17 protein-coding genes are annotated in these 18,801 nt (G+C 47.5%); 6 read left to right on the forward strand and 11 right to left on the reverse strand.

The annotated features are described in order from the left end of the window. The first annotated feature begins 329 nt into the window (after nucleotides 1-329). Entirely contained in the window at nucleotides 330-767 is a 438-nt protein-coding gene (locus B9J84_RS07465) for an Hsp20 family protein (RefSeq protein WP_010319943.1), read from the forward strand. 68 nt (nucleotides 768-835) lie between these two features. Here B9J84_RS07465 and B9J84_RS07470 read toward each other — a convergent pair whose 3' ends face one another. The 3 genes from B9J84_RS07470 to glyQ form a co-directional block, all read right to left on the reverse strand. After that, entirely contained in the window at nucleotides 836-2,083 is a 1,248-nt protein-coding gene (locus tag B9J84_RS07470) for a valine--pyruvate transaminase (RefSeq protein ID WP_010319942.1), read from the reverse strand. Between the two features lie 213 nt (nucleotides 2,084-2,296). Beyond that, complete coding sequence (gene glyS / locus B9J84_RS07475; RefSeq protein ID WP_094123862.1) at nucleotides 2,297-4,378, reverse strand: glycine--tRNA ligase subunit beta; 2,082 nt, start codon at nucleotides 4,376-4,378, stop codon at nucleotides 2,297-2,299. 1 nt (nucleotide 4,379) lies between these two features. Continuing rightward, complete coding sequence (gene glyQ / locus B9J84_RS07480; protein WP_013855568.1) at nucleotides 4,380-5,297, reverse strand: glycine--tRNA ligase subunit alpha; 918 nt, start codon at nucleotides 5,295-5,297, stop codon at nucleotides 4,380-4,382. 414 nt (nucleotides 5,298-5,711) lie between these two features. Here glyQ and B9J84_RS07485 point away from each other — a divergent pair, with 414 nt between their 5' ends. Together B9J84_RS07485 and B9J84_RS07490 are read left to right on the forward strand one after the other, a co-directional pair. Continuing rightward, nucleotides 5,712-6,266, forward strand: a complete 555-nt coding sequence (locus B9J84_RS07485; RefSeq protein WP_017046363.1) for a TMEM165/GDT1 family protein — start codon at nucleotides 5,712-5,714, stop codon at nucleotides 6,264-6,266. 155 nt (nucleotides 6,267-6,421) lie between these two features. Next, complete coding sequence (locus tag B9J84_RS07490) at nucleotides 6,422-6,682, forward strand: hypothetical protein (protein ID WP_010319938.1); 261 nt, start codon at nucleotides 6,422-6,424, stop codon at nucleotides 6,680-6,682. A gap of 83 nt (nucleotides 6,683-6,765) precedes the next feature. Here the strand turns inward: B9J84_RS07490 and tusA are convergent, their stop codons facing one another. Beyond that, nucleotides 6,766-7,014: a sulfurtransferase TusA gene (gene tusA, locus B9J84_RS07495; protein ID WP_020977692.1), complete on the reverse strand. Its 249-nt coding sequence runs from the start codon at nucleotides 7,012-7,014 to the stop codon at nucleotides 6,766-6,768. A gap of 133 nt (nucleotides 7,015-7,147) precedes the next feature. On the opposite strand from tusA, the gene B9J84_RS07500 reads away from it, so the two are divergent. Together B9J84_RS07500 and B9J84_RS07505 are read left to right on the forward strand one after the other, a co-directional pair. After that, entirely contained in the window at nucleotides 7,148-7,333 is a 186-nt protein-coding gene (locus B9J84_RS07500) for a hypothetical protein (protein WP_010319936.1), read from the forward strand. A gap of 156 nt (nucleotides 7,334-7,489) precedes the next feature. After that, nucleotides 7,490-8,434 (forward strand): LysR family transcriptional regulator, encoded by a 945-nt coding sequence (locus tag B9J84_RS07505; RefSeq protein WP_013855564.1) that lies wholly within the window; start codon nucleotides 7,490-7,492, stop codon nucleotides 8,432-8,434. Between the two features lie 46 nt (nucleotides 8,435-8,480). Here the strand turns inward: B9J84_RS07505 and B9J84_RS07510 are convergent, their stop codons facing one another. The 6 genes from B9J84_RS07510 to ilvG form a co-directional block, all read right to left on the reverse strand. Further along, complete coding sequence (locus tag B9J84_RS07510) at nucleotides 8,481-9,461, reverse strand: MDR family oxidoreductase (protein ID WP_017047824.1); 981 nt, start codon at nucleotides 9,459-9,461, stop codon at nucleotides 8,481-8,483. Nucleotides 9,462-9,608: 147 nt separating this feature from the next. After that, nucleotides 9,609-11,147 (reverse strand): threonine ammonia-lyase, biosynthetic, encoded by a 1,539-nt coding sequence (ilvA, locus tag B9J84_RS07515; protein ID WP_017046359.1) that lies wholly within the window; start codon nucleotides 11,145-11,147, stop codon nucleotides 9,609-9,611. Between the two features lie 3 nt (nucleotides 11,148-11,150). Beyond that, nucleotides 11,151-12,992: a dihydroxy-acid dehydratase gene (gene ilvD, locus B9J84_RS07520; RefSeq protein WP_017046358.1), complete on the reverse strand. Its 1,842-nt coding sequence runs from the start codon at nucleotides 12,990-12,992 to the stop codon at nucleotides 11,151-11,153. 16 nt (nucleotides 12,993-13,008) lie between these two features. Then, entirely contained in the window at nucleotides 13,009-13,947 is a 939-nt protein-coding gene (gene ilvE, locus B9J84_RS07525) for a branched-chain-amino-acid transaminase (protein ID WP_010319931.1), read from the reverse strand. A 12-nt stretch (nucleotides 13,948-13,959) separates the two neighbouring features. Beyond that, nucleotides 13,960-14,244 carry an acetolactate synthase 2 small subunit gene (ilvM, locus tag B9J84_RS07530; protein ID WP_010319930.1) on the reverse strand — a complete coding sequence of 95 codons (285 nt, stop codon included), beginning with the start codon at nucleotides 14,242-14,244 and terminating at the stop codon, nucleotides 13,960-13,962. Beyond that, on the reverse strand, nucleotides 14,244-15,890 hold the full coding sequence (gene ilvG, locus B9J84_RS07535; RefSeq protein ID WP_017044151.1) for an acetolactate synthase 2 catalytic subunit: 1,647 nt from the start codon (nucleotides 15,888-15,890) through the stop codon (nucleotides 14,244-14,246). Before ilvG ends, ilvM begins: the two co-directional genes overlap by 1 nt. Before the next feature lie 477 nt (nucleotides 15,891-16,367). Here ilvG and B9J84_RS07540 point away from each other — a divergent pair, with 477 nt between their 5' ends. Beyond that, complete coding sequence (locus tag B9J84_RS07540; protein ID WP_094123863.1) at nucleotides 16,368-17,891, forward strand: YifB family Mg chelatase-like AAA ATPase; 1,524 nt, start codon at nucleotides 16,368-16,370, stop codon at nucleotides 17,889-17,891. Nucleotides 17,892-17,896: 5 nt separating this feature from the next. Here B9J84_RS07540 and B9J84_RS07545 read toward each other — a convergent pair. Further along, nucleotides 17,897-18,801, reverse strand: a 905-nt coding sequence (locus B9J84_RS07545; protein WP_094123864.1) for a DUF2860 domain-containing protein, incomplete at its 5' end; no start/stop codon positions are given.

The following is an 18,801-nucleotide window of genomic DNA, read 5'->3' on the forward strand; positions in this document are numbered from 1 at the left end:
TCTCTGTATTGACTCTATATCCTGCTAATGAAGGCTTTGTAACTCTACGGAGTATCAGTTTGATTCGATGTCCTCTTTCTAGTTTCTGTTCGCTTTAGCGAGGACTAAAAAATTTTTCAAAAAATCCTTGAAAAGAATTTTAGTGCCCCTATATCTATCAATGAAGAGGATGCCGTAAGGACCTCTGGAATGGCGACACAGGTTTGCTCTCTTAAGAGGAGCCTTGTGTTGTGATCATTAAATGTGTTGTTAGCTCCATGTTGAAAGAATGGCTGCTAACGGCTTAGCGTCTATGCGCTAAGGCTATTGCTTATGATGAGGATAGTATGATGAGAACAGTAGATTTCACTCCTTTATACCGCAACGCAATTGGTTTTGACCGTCTATTAAACATGATGGAATCCAGTTCAGCGAAGAATAGCTCTGCGGGTTACCCTCCGTACAATATTGAACAGCAAGACGACAATAAATATCGCATCACGATGGCGGTAGCTGGTTTTTCTGAAGAGCAGATTGAGATTACTCAACAAGAAAATACGCTGATTGTGCGTGGTGAACGTAAACCCGAAGAGAATAAAAACTACGTCTACCAAGGTATTGCTGAGCGCGATTTTGAACGTAAATTCCAATTGGCCGACTATGTCAAAGTGCTCGGAGCCACAATGGAAAATGGCTTGCTACACGTGGATCTTGAACGTGAAACACCTGAAGCGATGCAACCACGTAAAATTGCGATTAATGGTAAAAACTTAATTGAGAACAATTAAGTTACTGGCCACATTAAAGTAGTGAAAGAGCGCCTTTTGGCGCTCTTTTTCATGGCAGAAAGGATGGATTACTGTTGATAAGCTAATGCCACTTCTTGAGCAATAATTTGAATGCCCTTTTGCATGGCTTCATCATCTTGCACGTAGTTCATGCGCAGACACTGATGCGCGTGTTGCCAATCGTCTTGTTGACCAATAAAGAAATACTCACCCGGTACAATCAATACTCCTCTGGCTTTTAGACGTTGGTAAAGTTCCATGGTGGTTATAGGGAGCTCATCAAACCAGAGCCATAAAAAGATCGCCCCTTCTGGTTTATGGATACGAAAGCGCGGGTCGCTAATGGCTTGCTTGAGTAACTCGACTGCTCTTTGTGATTTCTGCTGGTAGAAGGGCTTGATCACATCGCGACTGAGCCTTAATAGATCGCCTTTTTCAATCATGTGATGAGCAATGGCTGGGCCGATGCTGCCTGGCGCTAAGCTAATGATGCCATTCATGTTGGTTAATGCTTGGGTAATGGTTTCGTTGGCAATGACGATACCGCAGCGCACACCGGGTAAACCCAGTTTCGAAAGGCTCATGCATAAAATGGTGTTGTCATTCCAAAAGGGTTCAATCTCTTCAAAAATGATGTTGGGAAATGGAACGCCGTATGCATTGTCGATAATCAGTGGGATATTGTTCTCTCTAGCCAGCTTATCGAGCTTGTGGATCTCTTGTTCTGTGAGCACATTTCCCGTCGGATTGGTTGGACGGGAAGCACAAATGGCGGCTACCGACGAATCCACGCTCAAGGTTTCAAAATCCACGTGGTATTTGAATAAGCCATTGTCGAGTAGTTCTATTTCTGGGCGATAGGAGACAAAAATATCTTCATCTATCCCGGCATCACCATAACCAATATATTCAGGCGCTAATGGCAGTAAAATTTTCTTATGTGAACCATCAGCTTGCTGGCCAGCAAACAGATTAAATAGATAGAAAAATCCACTCTGGCTGCCATTGGTTAAGCTAATGTTCTTTTCACTGATTTCCCAGCCATAGGTTTCTTTGAGCAGTTTTGCGAGAGATTTAACGAACAGATCTTTACCTTGTGGGCCATCATAGTTGGCGAGGGCAGCGATCAGTTCACCACTGCTAAGCATGTCAGCACTGGTTTGATGAAAGTAGTCAATCATGGCGGGAATGGCGGCTGGGTTACCACCGCCGAGCATAATGGCTCCGGGAGTGCGCAGGCCATCATTGAGATCGTCCATTAACTGAGTAATACCGGAATACTGATTAAATTTTTCACCAAATTTCGAAAACTGCATTGCTGACTGCCTAATTCATTCTTGTATTTGCTTGCATAAAGGGGCATGAAACGATGCCATGCCCATCGAGTAATCCTTGAACATACCCCAATGTTTTTGCGAGTCAAAGCACTATTTTTCGCCAAATAACACACTGCGGTCAGATAAAACAAAAAGCCCAGCGGATGGCCGCTGGGCTTTGATAGATTAATTTGTGTGCCGAAATATCAGCGACTACTTTTGCAGCAGTGAAATATCAGCAATTTGTAGGAACAGATTACGCAAGTTGTTGAGCAGCGTTAAACGGTTTTGTTTTAATGCTTCATCGTCTGCCATCACCATGACATTATCAAAGAAAGCATCAACAGGTTCACGTAGTGCTGCCAGCTTGCTCAGTGCTTGTTGGTAATCACCGGTAGCGAAAGCAGGTTCTAGTGCTTCGGTCATCACTTCCACTTCTTCCGCTAAGGCTTTTTCGGCCGCTTCTTGAAGAAGTGTTAGGTTGATTTCTGCAGCCAGTTCACCGTCAAATTTCGCTAAAATGTTACCGACACGCTTGTTTGCCGCCGCTAGGGCTTCAGCCGCTTCCAGTTCACGGAAGTGGGAAACCGCTTTAACACGTTTGTCAAAATCAGCGGGTTTGGTTGGACGACGAGCAAGTACCGCTTGGATGATGTCGACGCTAAAACCTTCATCTTGATACCAAGCACGGAAACGGCCAAGCATAAACTCAATTACATCGTGCTCAACGTTGTCGTGGGTAAGGCGATCACCAAACAGCGATTTCGCTTTTGCTACGAGGTCAACTAAGTCCAAGTTATAGCCGTATTCAACGATGATGCGCAGTACACCCAGTGATGCGCGACGCAGAGCAAAGGGATCCGAGCCTTTTGGCGCTTGGCCAATACCGAAGATGCCGACTATGGTGTCTAGCTTGTCTGCGATTGCCACAGCGGCGGAAACGCCATTGGTTGGCAGAGCATCGCCAGCAAAGCGTGGCATGTACTGTTCGTTTAGTGCAACGGCGACTTCTTCTGCTTCTCCGTCATGGCGAGCATAATGCATACCCATCACGCCTTGCGTGTCGGTAAATTCAAACACCATGGAGGTCATCAAATCGCATTTAGCCAGTAAGCCCGCACGTTTTGATTTTTCTACATCCGCGCCAATCTGTTCTGCAATGTAACCAGCCAGTTCAGTAATACGGTCAGTTTTATCTTTAATCGTACCCAACTGCTGCTGGAAAATCGCGGTTTCTAGTCGTGGTAGACGATCGACTAATTTGCTTTTGAGATCGGTATTAAAGAAGAATTCTGCGTCCGCTAAGCGTGGACGAACGACTTTCTCGTTGCCTTCGATAACATGGCGAGGCTCTTTCGACTCGATGTTAGAGACGAAAATAAAGTTAGGCAGCAATTGCTTATTCGCATCGCTCATCTGATGAGAATAAACCGGGAAGTATTTTTGGTCACCTTTCATGGTGTAAACCAAAGCTTCTGACGGTACTTTAAGGAATTTTTCTTCAAATTTCGCCGTAAGCACCACTGGCCATTCAACCAGTGAGGTCACTTCTTCAACCAAGTCATCGTCAAGATCGGCAACACCGCCAACCTGTAGCGCTGCTTTTTGTGCATCCGCAATAATTATCGCTTTACGCGCATCGTAATCGGCGATCACTTTACCGCGCTGTTCTAAAATCGCTGGGTATTGTTCTGCTGAATCGATGGTGAACTCTTTTTCGCCCATAAAGCGGTGACCACGAATGGTGCGCGCAGAAGCTACGCCTAAGATCTCACCTTCGATCAGTTCATCGCCCATCAAAATAGTCAGAGTTTTTACTGGGCGGATAAATTGTGTTTCTTTATCACCCCAGCGCATGGGTTTGGCGATAGGCAAGTTTGCTAACGCTTTGGCGGCAAGTTCAACCACAATAGCTTTGGCATCTTGGCCTTTGACTTCCTGTTTGAACAGTAGCCATTCACCTTGTTCTGTTGTTAGGCGATCCGCTTGCTCAACAGTAATGCCGTTACCACGCGCCCAGCCTTGTGCTGCTTTGGTTGGATTGCCATCGGCATCAAAAGCAACAGAAATAGCGGGGCCACGTTTTTCGACCACTTTATCCGCTTGACCTTGGGCCAAGTTGGTCACTTTCAGTGCTAAACGGCGAGGGGTTGCAAACCATTTGATGCCTTCGTGTGCCAGTTCAGCGGTTTTCAATTCTGCGGCAAAGTTAGCCGCAAACGCTTCAGCCAAAGTGCGAAGTTGTTTTGGTGGTAGCTCTTCTGTGCCTAATTCAATTAGAAATTCTTTTGCCATCTTATTTGTCCTCACCCTTTTTACACATAGGGAAGCCAAGTGCTTCACGAGATGCGTAGTACGCTTCTGCAACCGCTTTGGTCAGGTTACGGATGCGTAGGATGTAACGTTGACGTTCTGTCACCGAAATCGCTTTACGCGCGTCCAATAGGTTAAAGGCATGGCCCGCTTTCAAAATACGCTCATAGGCAGGAAGTGGCAGCGGTTTTTCTAGTTCAAGTAGATGCTTACACTCTTTTTCGCACTGGTCGAAGAAAGTGAAAAGAAAATCGACATCCGCGTGTTCGAAGTTGTAAGTGGATTGTTCGACTTCATTTTGATGGTAAATGTCACCATAGGTGACTTTACCTAATGGGCCATCTGTCCAGACTAAGTCATACACTGAATCCACGCCTTGAATATACATGGCAAGACGTTCAATACCGTAAGTGATTTCGCCGGTGACAGGCTTGCACTCAAGGCCACCGACTTGTTGGAAGTAAGTAAATTGAGTTACTTCCATGCCGTTTAGCCACACTTCCCAGCCAAGACCCCAAGCACCTAAGGTTGGGTTTTCCCAGTTATCTTCCACGAAACGAATATCGTGTACTAGTGGGTCAACACCGAGCACCTCTAAAGACCCCAGATACAACTCTTGAATGTTGTCTGGTGAAGGTTTGATGATGACTTGGAATTGGTAATAGTGTTGCAGGCGGTTTGGGTTTTCACCATAACGACCGTCCGTTGGGCGACGAGAGGGTTGAACATACGCCGTTGCAATGGGCTCTGGGCCTAAAGCTCGCAGGCATGTCATTGGGTGAGAGGTTCCTGCACCAACTTCCATGTCTAATGGTTGAACAATGGTACAGCCTTGTTGGGCCCAATAATCCTGCAGCGCGAGGATCATACCCTGAAAGGTTTTGATATCGTATTTTTGCATAGTCAGGTTCGCGCGATTCTTCTGTCTGAATGGATGAAAATAACGAACAAGTATACCCAGATATTCGCTCAGCGAGTAGGGGTAATCTTGCTTAATTAATGGTCGAAAATCCGTTTTGGTCGAATTTATCGCATCGATTGTGCCAAATTCCTGCACATGAACGATTTTGACTTATTTCTAACTTGAGATTTTCACTCGGCCTGATTAGAATTGCGCCGTCTTTGGGGAGTAGCTTACCAGTGAGATTTCTTATCTTAATGGTTCGTTCGTCAACATAATTGGTGCCAAATCACCGTGGCGTTCGAGGCTAAAGTCATTTTAGCTTAGCAAGACCTTAGACAAACATCACAAACCGGGGCGGGGAGTGGCGTTTGTCTATGGTTATTATAATTATCCCGCCCCATTGAGCCTGTCGTGAGCGTATTAGCTATTTCAATTACTACCGTCGCCTTAGCTGAAATTGGCGATAAAACCCAACTGCTTTCTCTGCTGCTAGCCAGTCGTTATCGTAAACCTTTGCCTATTATTGCCGCCATTTTTGTCGCAACGATGGTTAACCATGCACTCGCTGCTTGGCTGGGCGTGGTCGTTGCCGATTACCTGTCACCAGAAATCCTTAAATGGGTGTTGGTCGCCAGCTTCCTTGCCATGGCGGGTTGGGTGTTAATTCCAGACAAACTCGACGGTGATGAAAAGATTACCAATCGAGGTCCTTTTGTCGCTAGCTTCATCGCTTTTTTTGTCGCTGAAATTGGCGATAAAACCCAAATAGCAACGTCTATTCTTGGTGCGCAATATGCGGATGCTCTACTGTGGGTGGTGCTCGGAACGACGATTGGTATGTTGCTGGCTAACGTACCTGTGGTGCTGATTGGTAAATTATCCGCCGATAAAATGCCGCTAGGACTTATTCGTAAAATCACGGCGGTACTCTTTTTGATATTAGCGATCGGCGCGGCGATTTGGTAATTCCAATCGATTAGATGATTGGGCGAGTGAGCGTGACACAATTTATTACTCAACTTGTCGCCCAACGTCTACGGTTGCGTGATGAGTGACAAATTTATGCCATACTGGTCATGTTACTGTAGTGCTAGATGATGCAAGTCTAAGAGGGAATGCATATGCTGACACGTTATATGGGAATGACCGCCAAGAGCCAAAGTTACTTGTTTACGTTCGGTTTTGTGCTGACGTTGTTGGGTATGGCGTTGACGGAAATGTGGCTACCCATGGTGGCCGGCGCAATCATATTGTGTGGCTTAATGGTGGAATCTTGGATCCGAGTCGCGCACATTATCCCGATGCACGATGAAATTCGAACCCTGCAAAAGCAGATCACAAAACTGCAATCAGAGATCCGCACCATCGAGTTTAATGAGTAGTGTGCAGCGCAATGAATCAATAGCAAAAGGCGGCCTTTTTGAGGTCGCCTTTTCTTTTGCGTACGCATCACTTAGATCGAGGCTTAACTCAATCCTTTCTTAATCAAATAGAGATAGGGCAATGTGTCCACTTTCTCCGCAATTAACTGATGATCCATAAAGCGGCAAAAACTGGGAATGTCTCGAGTGGTTGACGGGTCATCGGCTTTCACTAGTAAAATTTCGCCATCTTGCATGGTTCGAATGGTTTTTCTGACCATCATTACAGGCTCGGGACAGCGCAATCCTTCGGCTTCGAGTATTTGTGTGGCAAGTGCCGGATCAAATGTCATATTCAAACCTAATCGATGTTATCGCAAGGCGTAGATAATACTGGCGAGGAAAAAATATTCAATAACCACTTGGCAAAGTGATCTTTTTGTTTTAACTTACTTAACAAGTTGATAACAATTTGGTGAGGCACTTATGTTAACAGCGCTTGATAGGTTAACCATTTATTCGGTTCTCTGCTTTATCTCATTTTGTGCCTTAGTGATGCGAACGCCTGCAGAAACGTCATGGATGCCACTTTTTGGTGTCAGTGCGTCACTGGTTGGGATCTGGCTTGAGATGCATCTTTGGAAAGGCATCTCAGAAGAGCAGAATCACTAATCCATCACATATTGATCAACGCATTGCACTAATACGACACGTAACACATTCCGACACTATCCCCATTTTCTTGGGCTTCCCCGCTGAAAGGCGGGATTTTTTTTGCCTAACGCGTACACTGAGCCTATTTACCAATGACAAAAGTGGGGTTATTGCATGGAGTTGGAAGATATCTATCGTCGTGATCTGAATTTATTGATTGCACTGAGAGTGTTGATAGAAGAGAGCAGTGTCAGTAAAGCGGCCCAGCGTTTAAATCTTAGCCAGTCAGCCATGAGCCGTGTATTAGGTCGGTTACGTGATCTGCTCAATGATCCTCTTTTTACGCGCCAAGGTCAGCATCTCATCCCGACTGAAAAAGCGCTGGAGCTTAATCGTGCCTTAGGCGAGCCATTGGAGTCTCTACGTCAAATCCTTTCACCTGTTGAATTTGACCCCCAGCAATGTGAACAAACCTTCACCATTGCCACGACAGATTACGCAATGCAGACCATCTTACCGTTTGCTTTACCAAGGATATATCAAGAGGCACCAAACGTGTCGTTTGAGTTTTTACCTTTGCAGCATGATAGGTTGGCCGATCAACTGACTTATGAAGGAGCTGATTTAGCGATTTGTCGCCCAACGTCGCCAGTAGCACCATTGATGAGTGAGGTGCTTGGGCGAGTCGGTGTGCTTTGTTTGCTCTCCCAACACCATCCGTTGGCGAATCGGCAGATCTCTTTAGCGGATTACCTGACATACCCGCATGCGATGATTGCGATCAGTGATGGTGTTAATGCCTTAATTGAACAAGCATTAAGTGGGCAGCCTAAACGGAAAATGGTGCTCAGAGCCTATCATTTAGAAGCCGCGCTAGCGATTGTTGATACCATGCCATTGATTATTACGGTGCCTGCGGATCTGGCCTATTTAGTGGCAGAACGTTACGCATTAGTGGTGAAGCCGTTACCGTTTCAGTTTACGCCGTTTGACTACTCTATGATTTGGCACTCGCGATGTGAGCATTCTCCTGCCCAAGAATGGTTAAGGCAGATCGTCAAACAAGAGTGCAGCCGGTTGATTGCTAAGCGTATTGAAGAGATGCAGTTAGAGGGATAAAAATCATCAAGCTTTGAGTAAGACGAAAGCTTGATGAATGAATGGTTTAAAGCTTAATCACCACGCGACCAGTCACTTGACCATTGGTGATCGTTTCAGCGTACTGCGCTGTTTGTTCGAGGGTGATTTCCTCACACGCTTGCTCAAAGTAGCTTGCAGGTAGCAGTTTCGCTAAGCTTTCCCATGCTGCCATGCGTTTTTCTAGCGGGCAAGAGACGGAGTCGACACCTTGCAGGCGTACATTGCGCAAAATGAACGGCATGACGGTGGTGGGTAAATCAAAACCACCCGCTAAACCACACGCGGCAACTGTGCTGTTGTAGTCCATTTGGGCTAACACTTTGGCTAACATTTTGCTGCCTACTGTATCGACCGCGCCAGCCCAAATCTGTTTTTCCAGCGGACGAGCTGGCTCTTCAAATTCGCTGCGATCAATAACGCGGCTTGCTCCTAGTTTTTCTAGCAGTGGACCATTTTGTTCAACACGACCCGTTACCGCAGCAACTGTATAACCTAGCTTAGCTAATAGTGTTACAGCAACTGAACCCACGCCGCCACTGGCACCCGTCACCAATATTTCACCCTTTTCCGGTTGAATACCCGCATCTAAAATGGCTTGCACGCAAAGCATGGCGGTAAAGCCAGCAGTGCCAATCATCATCGCTTTTTTGCTATCAAGGCCGTGCGCGAGTGGCACTAACCAATCGGCTTTCAAGCGTGCTTTTTGCGCCATACCACCCCAATGGTTTTCACCCACTCCCCAACCGGTTAGTACAACTTTATCACCGGTTTGGTAGCGAGTATCTTGGGATTCAAGTACGGTTCCCGCAAGATCAATGCCCGGTACCATAGGGAAATTGCGAATGATTTTGCCTTTACCTGTAATGGCTAAACCATCTTTGTAATTCAATGATGAGTAATCGACCGCGACTAAAACTTCACCTTGCGGTAATTGTGATTCGTCGATTTGTTCAATGGTGGCAACTGTGTTTTTTTCTTGTTGATTAAGGATTAACGCTTTAAACATTCGGATCTCCAGATTGGCACAGCAAGCATAAGATGTCGCTAAGTGTAGTACTGAATTAACTATGACTAAAATGAAACTTTAGCATTGGTTCTATGCGTATTATGCATCACTCATAAAAAATGCCAGTCGTGGGACTGGCATTGAGCTTTAGGATAAGAAGAACTGGTATGAAGGATTGTCCGTCTCATCTTTGCATTGGTAACCCAATTCTCTAAGGTGGGCGGAGAAGCGGTTTAAATCGCTCTCTTCGAGTTCAAAACCACACAATACGCGGCCATAATCGGCGCCATGATTGCGGTAATTAAACAAGCTAATGTTCCAGTGTGTGCCAAGCGTGCTGAGAAATTTCAGCAGAGCGCCCGGATATTCCGGAAATTCGAAGCTGTATAATCGTTCTTTTAGCGGCTTAGAGGGTTTGCCTCCAATCATATAACGGACATGCAGTTTGGCCATTTCATCATCCGATAGATCCACCACAGGGTAGCCACCTTGGCGTAAATCGTGAATGATGTTGTCGAGCTCTTCTTGCCCACTTAACAGGCGTACACCGACGAAAATGTTGGCCAGCTTGTCATCGTTATAGCGATAGTTGAACTCGGTGACCGCACGGCCGCCAATGATATTGCAAAACTCAAAAAACGCGCCTTGACGTTCAGGTATGGTCACCGCCAAAAGCCCTTCACGTTTTTCGCCTAGCTCACATCGCTCCGACACGTAACGCAAGCCGTGGAAATTGGTGTTAGCCCCTGAAAGTACGGTGCCTAACTGTTTATCCACCAGCTTATGTTTTTCCGCGAATTTCTTCAGACCAGCCAGAGCAAGCGCTCCAGAAGGTTCGGCAATCGCACGCGTGTCTTCGAAGATATCTTTAACCGCCGAGCAGATTTCATCGCTTGATACCGTGATGTGGCCATCAATGTATTGCTGACACAAACGGAAGGTTTCATCACCAATACGTTTTACCGCGACACCGTCGGCAAACATGCTGACTTGGTCAAGCACCACGGGTTTACCTGCCTCGAGTGCTGCTTTTAAACAAGCAGAATCTTCAGGTTCAACCGCAATGACTTTGATTTCTGGCATCAGCTGTTTGATGAGCACCGCGACCCCAGCGGCTAAACCGCCACCGCCGACTGGTACAAAAATGTAATCAAGGTGGCCATTTTGTTGCAGCATTTCCATGCCAATCGTGCCTTGCCCTGCAATGACCAGTGGGTGATCGAACGGTGGGACAAACGTATAACCTTGCTCGTGAGCCAAGCGTTCCGCTTCGGCTTTGGCTTCATCAAAGTTGTTGCCATGCAAAATCACCAAACCGCCAAAACCGCGCACCGCTTCGACTTTGATATCAGGGGTAGTTTTAGGCATCACAATGGTGGTTTTAATGCCTAATTTTGTTCCCGATAGAGCCATTCCCTGCGCGTGGTTGCCTGCTGACGCAGCAATCACCCCTGCTTGTTTTTGCACCTCAGATAAACTCGACACCATATTATAAGCGCCGCGTAATTTAAAAGAATGCACAGGCTGGCGATCTTCACGCTTGAGCTGAACGCGATTTTTGATGCGCGCCGATAAGCGAGGCATATCCTGCAGTGGCGTCACCGTTGCGACGTCATACACGGGGGCGCGCAGGATCTGGCGCAGATAATCTGCGCCAGTTTGAGTTGCGTTACCTGAGTCGCTCATCCGCTAGCCCTCTAGCTTAGATTTGTCTCGAACAGCCCCTTTATCAGCGCTGGTGGCCATACTTGCGTAGGCTTTCAATGCCAAAGAGACTTCACGCTGGCGATTGACAGGTTTCCAACCGAGCTGGTCTTGTTTTACGCGGCGCTCAGCCAGTTCAGCTTCTGAAACGTTGAGCGTAATGGAGCGGTTTGGAATATCGATGGCGATAATATCCCCAGAATTAACCAAACCTATCGTTCCGCCGTTCGCAGCTTCTGGAGAAACGTGACCAATTGATAAACCGGAAGTCCCCCCAGAGAAACGACCGTCAGTCAGTAGCGCGCACTCTTTGCCTAGCCCCATTGATTTGAGGTACGTGGTTGGGTAAAGCATTTCTTGCATACCCGGGCCGCCTTTCGGGCCTTCATAGCGGATGACGACAACATCACCAGCCTTCACTTTACCGCCTAAAATACCTTCAACGGCACTTTCTTGGCTTTCAAAGACCACGGCTGGGCCTGCAAATTTCAGGCTACCTTCATCAACCCCTGCTGTTTTTACAATACAGCCGTCAACGGCAATGTTGCCAGATAGCACGGCTAGGCCTCCATCTTGGCTAAAAGCATGCTCTTTAGTACGAATACAGCCTTCTTTGCGATCGTCATCGAGGCGATCCCATCGGCATTGTTGTGAGAAGGCTTTAGTGGTACGAATACCCGCAGGACCGGCACGGAAAAAGGTTAAGACGTCTTCATCTTGCGTTTGCATGATGTCGTATTGAGCCAACTGCTCTTTCATCGATAAACCCAACACGGTGCGAGTTTGATTGTTGATGAGACCGGCGCGATCCAGTTCACCAAGAATCGCCATCACGCCACCCGCGCGGTGTACATCTTCCATGTGATATTTTTGAGTCGATGGCGCGACTTTACACAGATGAGGTACGCGGCGTGACATGCGGTCGATATCACCCATGTCAAAATCGATTTCACCTTCTTGAGCGCCTGCTAATAGGTGCAATACGGTGTTGGTTGAGCCGCCCATGGCAATATCGAGCGCCATCGCATTTTCGAATGCGGCTTTGTTGGCAATATTACGCGGTAAGGCGGATGCATCATCTTGTTCGTAGTAACGCTTGGTTAATTCAACAATGCGTTTACCTGCGTTGATGAAGAGCGCCTCACGATCGGCATGCGTGGCCAACATCGAACCATTACCTGGTTGAGAAAGTCCCAACGCTTCGGTGAGACAGTTCATTGAGTTGGCGGTAAACATGCCAGAACAAGAACCACAGGTTGGGCAGGCCGAGCGTTCAATTTGTTCACTTTGTGCGTCGGAGACTTTAGGGTCAGCGCCTTGGATCATCGCATCGACTAAATCGAGTTTGATGATTTGATCAGAAAGCTTGGTTTTACCCGCTTCCATTGGCCCGCCAGAAACAAAGATAACGGGAATATTAATGCGCAGTGCCGCCATCATCATCCCAGGGGTGATTTTGTCGCAGTTGGAAATGCAGACCATCGCATCAGCGCAGTGTGCATTAACCATGTACTCGACAGAGTCTGCGATCAACTCGCGTGAGGGCAGTGAGTACAGCATGCCGCCATGCCCCATGGCGATACCGTCATCTACCGCGATGGTATTAAATTCTTTGGCGATGCCGCCGGCTTTTTCGATTTCACCCGCAACCAATTGACCCATATCTTTGAGGTGCACGTGGCCCGGTACGAATTGAGTGAACGAGTTAACCACCGCAATAATCGGCTTACCGAAATCTTCATCTTTGACGCCAGTGGCGCGCCATAATGCGCGCGCTCCAGCCATATTACGTCCGTGTGTCGTCGTTGCGGATCTATACTTTGGCATTGTCTATCGTCCTCTATTACTTCGGTTGTGGGTACACGTAATCCAACCAGCCCCACTTGTCTTCAGTGGTGCCGTTAAATAGGCCAAAGTAAGCTTCTTGCATCACTTTCGTGATTGGCCCACGTTTACCCTCTCCAACCGTAATTTGGTCTACGCTCCGTACAGGGACGATTTCGGCGGCGGTGCCAGTCATAAAAATTTCGTCAGCAAGGTAGAGTGCTTCACGCGCAATGTTCACTTCACGCACTTCGTAACCCATTTCTTTAGCCAGCGTCATGATCGAATCACGCGTGATACCCGGCAAGATGGAGCTGGTGGTTGGTGGCGTGAGCAGCACACCGTTTTTGATGACGAAAATGTTTTCGCCTGCACCTTCAGATAAATAACCATCCACGCTTAAGGCGATACCTTCGGCATAGCCATGACGACGAGCTTCACCACCGACAAGCAGAGACGATAAATAGTTACCACCCGCTTTGGCTGCGGTTGGTATGGTGTTTGGCGCAGCGCGATGCCAGCTAGAAACCATCGCATCCACACCATTTTCTAGCGCTTCATCACCTAAGTAAGCACCCCAAGGGAAGGCGGCAATGATTAACTCCATTTCAGTATTCACTGGTGGGCAAACGCCAAGGCCAACGTTGCCAACAAAGCCAAGTGGGCGAATGTAGGCTGAATCCAGTTTATTGACGCGCAATGTTTCACGTGTCGCTTCCATGATCTCTTCTATCGTATAGGGGATAGGGAAACGGTAAATTTTTGCTGAATCTTTCAGGCGTTGAGCGTGCTCTTTATGACGGAAGACGATTGGACCTTTAGGAGTGTTATAACAACGCACACCTTCAAACACCGAGGTGCCGTAGTGCATTGCGTGTGTCAGTACATGAACGTTTGCATTTGCCCACGGAACCATTTCACCGTTGAACCAAATGTAATCTGCAGTTTTTGTTGCCATTTATTGCCTTCCTTATGCACAAATCTTTTGTTGTAAATTGTTATTCGGTAGTTCGTTATTTTTTATTGGGGTGACATCGACACTGCGAATATCCCATAATTTTTCAATTTGATTGATCAGTGTGCTGATGGGGCGATCACTATCAACAATGATTTCAACACTGGCGACTTTGCTGGCGTGGTTTTGCGTTGCGGCCACTTGTTTTATCACAAATCCACGATGGCGAATCACGCGCAGAACACGCTCTAATAGCACCGGTTTATCATCGGCTTTGATGTCTAATAGGTATCTATCCATTAGGTGTTCTCCAACATATCACTATTTGAGGCGCCCGGTGGTACAAGCGGCCATACGTTTTCTTCTTCATCAATCAAAACGTGAAGCAGATAAGCTGTTTTGCTGGCCAGCATTTCTTTAAGTGCTGGTTCAACTTCTTCTTTTTTGGTGATGGTTTTGCCAGGAATATCGAACGCCTTAGCTAGCATCACGAAATCTGGGTTGTCATCCAAAATCGTTTCACTATGGCGGCCATCAAAGAACAGCGATTGCCATTGGCGCACCATACCCAAACGATGGTTGTTCAGTAGTACCATCTTGACCGGGATTTGGCGGCGCTTGAGCGTACCAAGTTCTTGAACATTCATCATGAACGAGCCATCCCCGGAAATGAGAATGGATTGATCATCTGGGCGAGCAACGGCAGCACCCATTGAGGCGGGCAACCCAAAGCCCATAGTTCCAAGGCCAGCTGAGGTGATGAAGTTCTGTGGAGCACGCGGCTGAATGTGCTGCGCGGCCCACATTTGATGTTGGCCAACGTCGGTTGAGACGATGGCTGAATCGGGCATCATGTCGGACAGTTGTTTGAGTAACAATGGTGCAAAAATGAGATCGCCCGGGTGGTCATAGCGCCACTTAAAGCCACTGCGCAAACTTTCACTGTGGTGAACCCACGGTGCGATATCACGCGTCAGTTCCAGTTGTGGAAGAATGAGATTGATGTCACCACGTAGTGACGCATTGGCGATACGGAGTTTATTAAACTCGGCCGCATCGATATCGATATGAATCACCTTGGCGTGTGGTGCAAAAGTATCCAGCTTTCCCGTTACTCGGTCATCAAAGCGCGCTCCAACCACAATCAGCAAATCACACTCTTGAACGACCAAGTTTGCCGCCTTAGTCCCGTGCATACCAAGCATGCCAAGGTAGTGCGGATCATGACGCTCAATCGTGCCCAAGCCTTTTAAGGTACTTACTGATGGCATCGGATTGAGGCGTAAAAACTCGCGTACGGAATCGGTCGCTTTGGCCAGTTGAACGCCACCGCCAACATACAATACAGGACGAGAGCTTTGTGAAAGCAGTTGTTGCGCTGCGTGAAGCTGCTCTTGGCTGGCAACTGGCATGGCTGGCGCAGTGAATGCAGGTAGCTCAGTCACGGGGGTTTTTGCCAGTTGTACATCTTTAGCGATATCCACAATCACCGGGCCGGGACGACCCGCTTTCGCTACCTCAAAGGCTTCGGCAAGGGTGGGTGCGAGATCGTGGATATCGGTAACGAGGTAGCTGTGTTTGGTGCAAGAGAGTGACATACCAATCACGTCCATCTCTTGAAAAGCATCGGTACCAATGTGCGAGCTTGCGACTTGGCCGGTGATGGCGACAAGGGGGATTGAGTCAAGAAATGCATCGGCAAGACCGGTGACCAAATTGGTCGCTCCGGGTCCTGAGGTGGCCATGCACACCGCGACATCTTGTGTCGAGCGCGCCATGCCAATCGCCGCCATGGCTGCACCTTGTTCGTGGCGACAGAGAATGTGTTCTACACCGCCATCGTATAATGCATCATAGATTGGCATAATAGCGCCGCCGGGATAACCAAAAACGGTTTTGATTCCCTGCTGCTTTAATGCGGCTACAACCAGTTGTGCTCCTGTCATCGTAACCCTCCCAAACTGTGTATGGCACAGTAAACCATGTTGTGTTTGCACTTCATGTGCGCTCCCATTCTTCCTGCCATATCGGGTTGGATAATCGCCAACCAGTATGAACTTTTTAGTTTAATAGTTGTAAAAAAACCCCCGGACTTTTCAGTGCGGGGGTCTTTTGAATCTGGTGGTTATTTTGCGCCCACTAGCCCCCGCGCGGAATCAATAATGACCACGATAATCAGGCTTAGCAGTAGGTTAATGTGAGCGTTCAAATTCATCACTTAATTCTTAAAATAGTTGGCGTAATATCTTACGAAATTGTTTGCGTCTCTAGTGGTAACACACAATTCCGTTAAATGACAAGCAAAAACTCATTCTTTTTTCACATTCTTTCAGCATCACAACAAGCTATATAACAATCTCTCGTGTGCAAATAAGGGCGCAGAAACAGAACGAACACTTTTTAAACAACCACAAAGGAATGAAATGGGACTCGCAATTATTCACAGCCGAGCCAGTGTTGGCGTGCAAGCACCGACAGTGACAGTTGAAGTGCATATTAGCAATGGTATGCCCGGTTTTACGTTGGTCGGCTTGCCAGAAACGACGGTCAAAGAGTCTCGTGATCGCGTGCGCAGCGCTATCATTAATTCCCGCTTTGAGTTTCCCGCCAAGCGTATTACGGTCAATCTAGCCCCTGCGGATCTCCCCAAAGAGGGTGGTCGATTTGATTTACCGATCGCGTTGGGTATTTTGGCGGCCTCACAGCAGATAGCGCTAACGAAGTTAGATGGGTATGAGTTTATTGGTGAATTAGCCTTATCTGGTGAGTTGCGTCCTGTTAAAGGTGTATTACCCGCCGCTTTAGCTGCGAATCGAGCCAAGCGCTGTTTGGTGGTGCCTCATGGTAATGGTGATCAAGCCGCGTTAGTGGCAAAGGATCAGCATAAATCGGCGCAAACGCTGCTTGAGGTGTGTGCTGATTTGTGTGGCCAGCAAACCCTCTCTCTTTTTCAAACCGAACCTAAACCGTGCCAAGCGAAAAGTACTCGCGATCTGCAAGATATCATTGGTCAACAGCAAGGAAAGCGAGCGTTAGAAATCGCAGCCGCGGGCAACCATAACCTGCTTTTTCTCGGTCCACCCGGAACGGGTAAAACCATGCTTGCCTCTCGGTTGTGTGATTTATTACCAGAAATGAATGAAGATGAAGCGATGGAAACCGCTTCGGTTGCTTCTCTGACTCCACAAGACATCAACCAGCACAACTGGAAGCAAAGGCCATTTCGCTCGCCTCATCATTCCAGTTCAATGGCGGCGCTGGTCGGTGGCGGTTCTATTCCGAGGCCGGGGGAAATTTCTTTGGCACACAATGGGTTATTGTTTCTTGACGAAATGCCGGAATTTGAACGAAAAGTGCTCGACTCATTGCGTGAGCCATTAGAGTCAGGTGAAATTATTATTTCAAGAGCGCAAGGCAAAACGCGTTTTCCTGCTCGCTTTCAATTAGTGGGGGCGTTGAACCCCAGCCCAACTGGTTATTACGAAGGCACGCAAGCCAGAGCCAACCCGCAGAGTATTTTGCGCTATTTGGGACGCTTATCGGGGCCATTGCTTGATCGCTTTGACATGTCGATAGAAATCCCCTCGCTTCCCAAAGGAATGCTGGCAAATGGCGGCGAAAGAGGTGAAGCAACGGCTGTGGTTAAAGAAAGAGTGTTGATTGCTCGTGAACGGATGGTGATTCGTAATGGCAAGGTTAATGCTTTGTTAGGGAGCCGAGAAATTGAACAGTATTGCCCTTTAACTAAGGCTGACGCCGAATTTTTGGAAAATGCACTGCACCGCCTAGGGCTCTCCATCCGCGCGTATCATCGCATTATCAAAGTGGCACGTACGATTGCTGATTTAGAAGGGGCCGAGCAGATTGCTAAGCCCCATCTAGCGGAAGCACTCGGCTATCGAGCGATGGACCGCTTGTTGAAACAACTGACCGCACAAGCGGTGTAATGAACTTAAAATTGGTAATTTAACCCTAGCGCTGTAAAGAGAGACGATTCGTCGTAAAACGAGAGGTTTGAGCTCGATTGGTTATAACCGGCTAAAGCGATTAATGACCAATCATCCCAATCCATAAATTGACTGTATTCGTACGCGAAGAATAGGCTCAGTTCATCGTCATTACGCACAGTGTGATTAAACAGTGAATTTCCACCTTGATAGTCGCGCTTGGTATAACCAGCGGTCAGCGCCAGTTTATGGCGATTGATAAACGTGAAGTAGGAGAGATCGGCGGCGTAAGAGTGATGAGTATTGGCGTCGCCATCCGCTTGGTGGTTGATATAAGTGATGGAGGGCTGTAACAAACTGGTTGGGCTCAGAGAATAACGATACTGCCCTTTTAGGTAGTAACTTTTACCATCACGAGCCAGTTCAGGGCTTGGAAACTGATCGTTGTCGATCTCTTTGGTCGCGTAAGCGACATCGATAGTCCATGGGCTGCCTTGAATACTATTGAATGTTAATCGGTAGGCATTTCCTGACTCATCGGTTTCTTGGCGCTGACTGTTTAGTTGGTAAGGATTGGCCCAGGTTTTTCCAGACATCACGGTCGGCAAAAAAGCCACATCAACCACGGTACCTGTCTCCATCTCATATTGATAGCCCAGCTGAAGCGCTAAAGTGCCGACGGCAATATCATCACGTGAGGTGCCTAGATAAACCTGTTGTTGACGTTTGTCCCCGAAGGTGTAAGCAAGGTTACCCAAAGGCCCAACGGCAAAGTTTGACTGCCGGCTACTCTTTGTTTCGAGTGATGTAATACGCTCATCTCCACCCGTATCAAATGATGATTGGGAAGATGCAAAAATAGTATTAATGGCAATCTCACCACTTAAACCTGTTTCTGGAGCCAGTTCGG

Source organism: Vibrio sp. V03_P4A6T147 (assembly GCF_002241085.1).
In the GTDB taxonomy this organism is placed as follows: domain Bacteria; phylum Pseudomonadota; class Gammaproteobacteria; order Enterobacterales; family Vibrionaceae; genus Vibrio; species Vibrio anguillarum.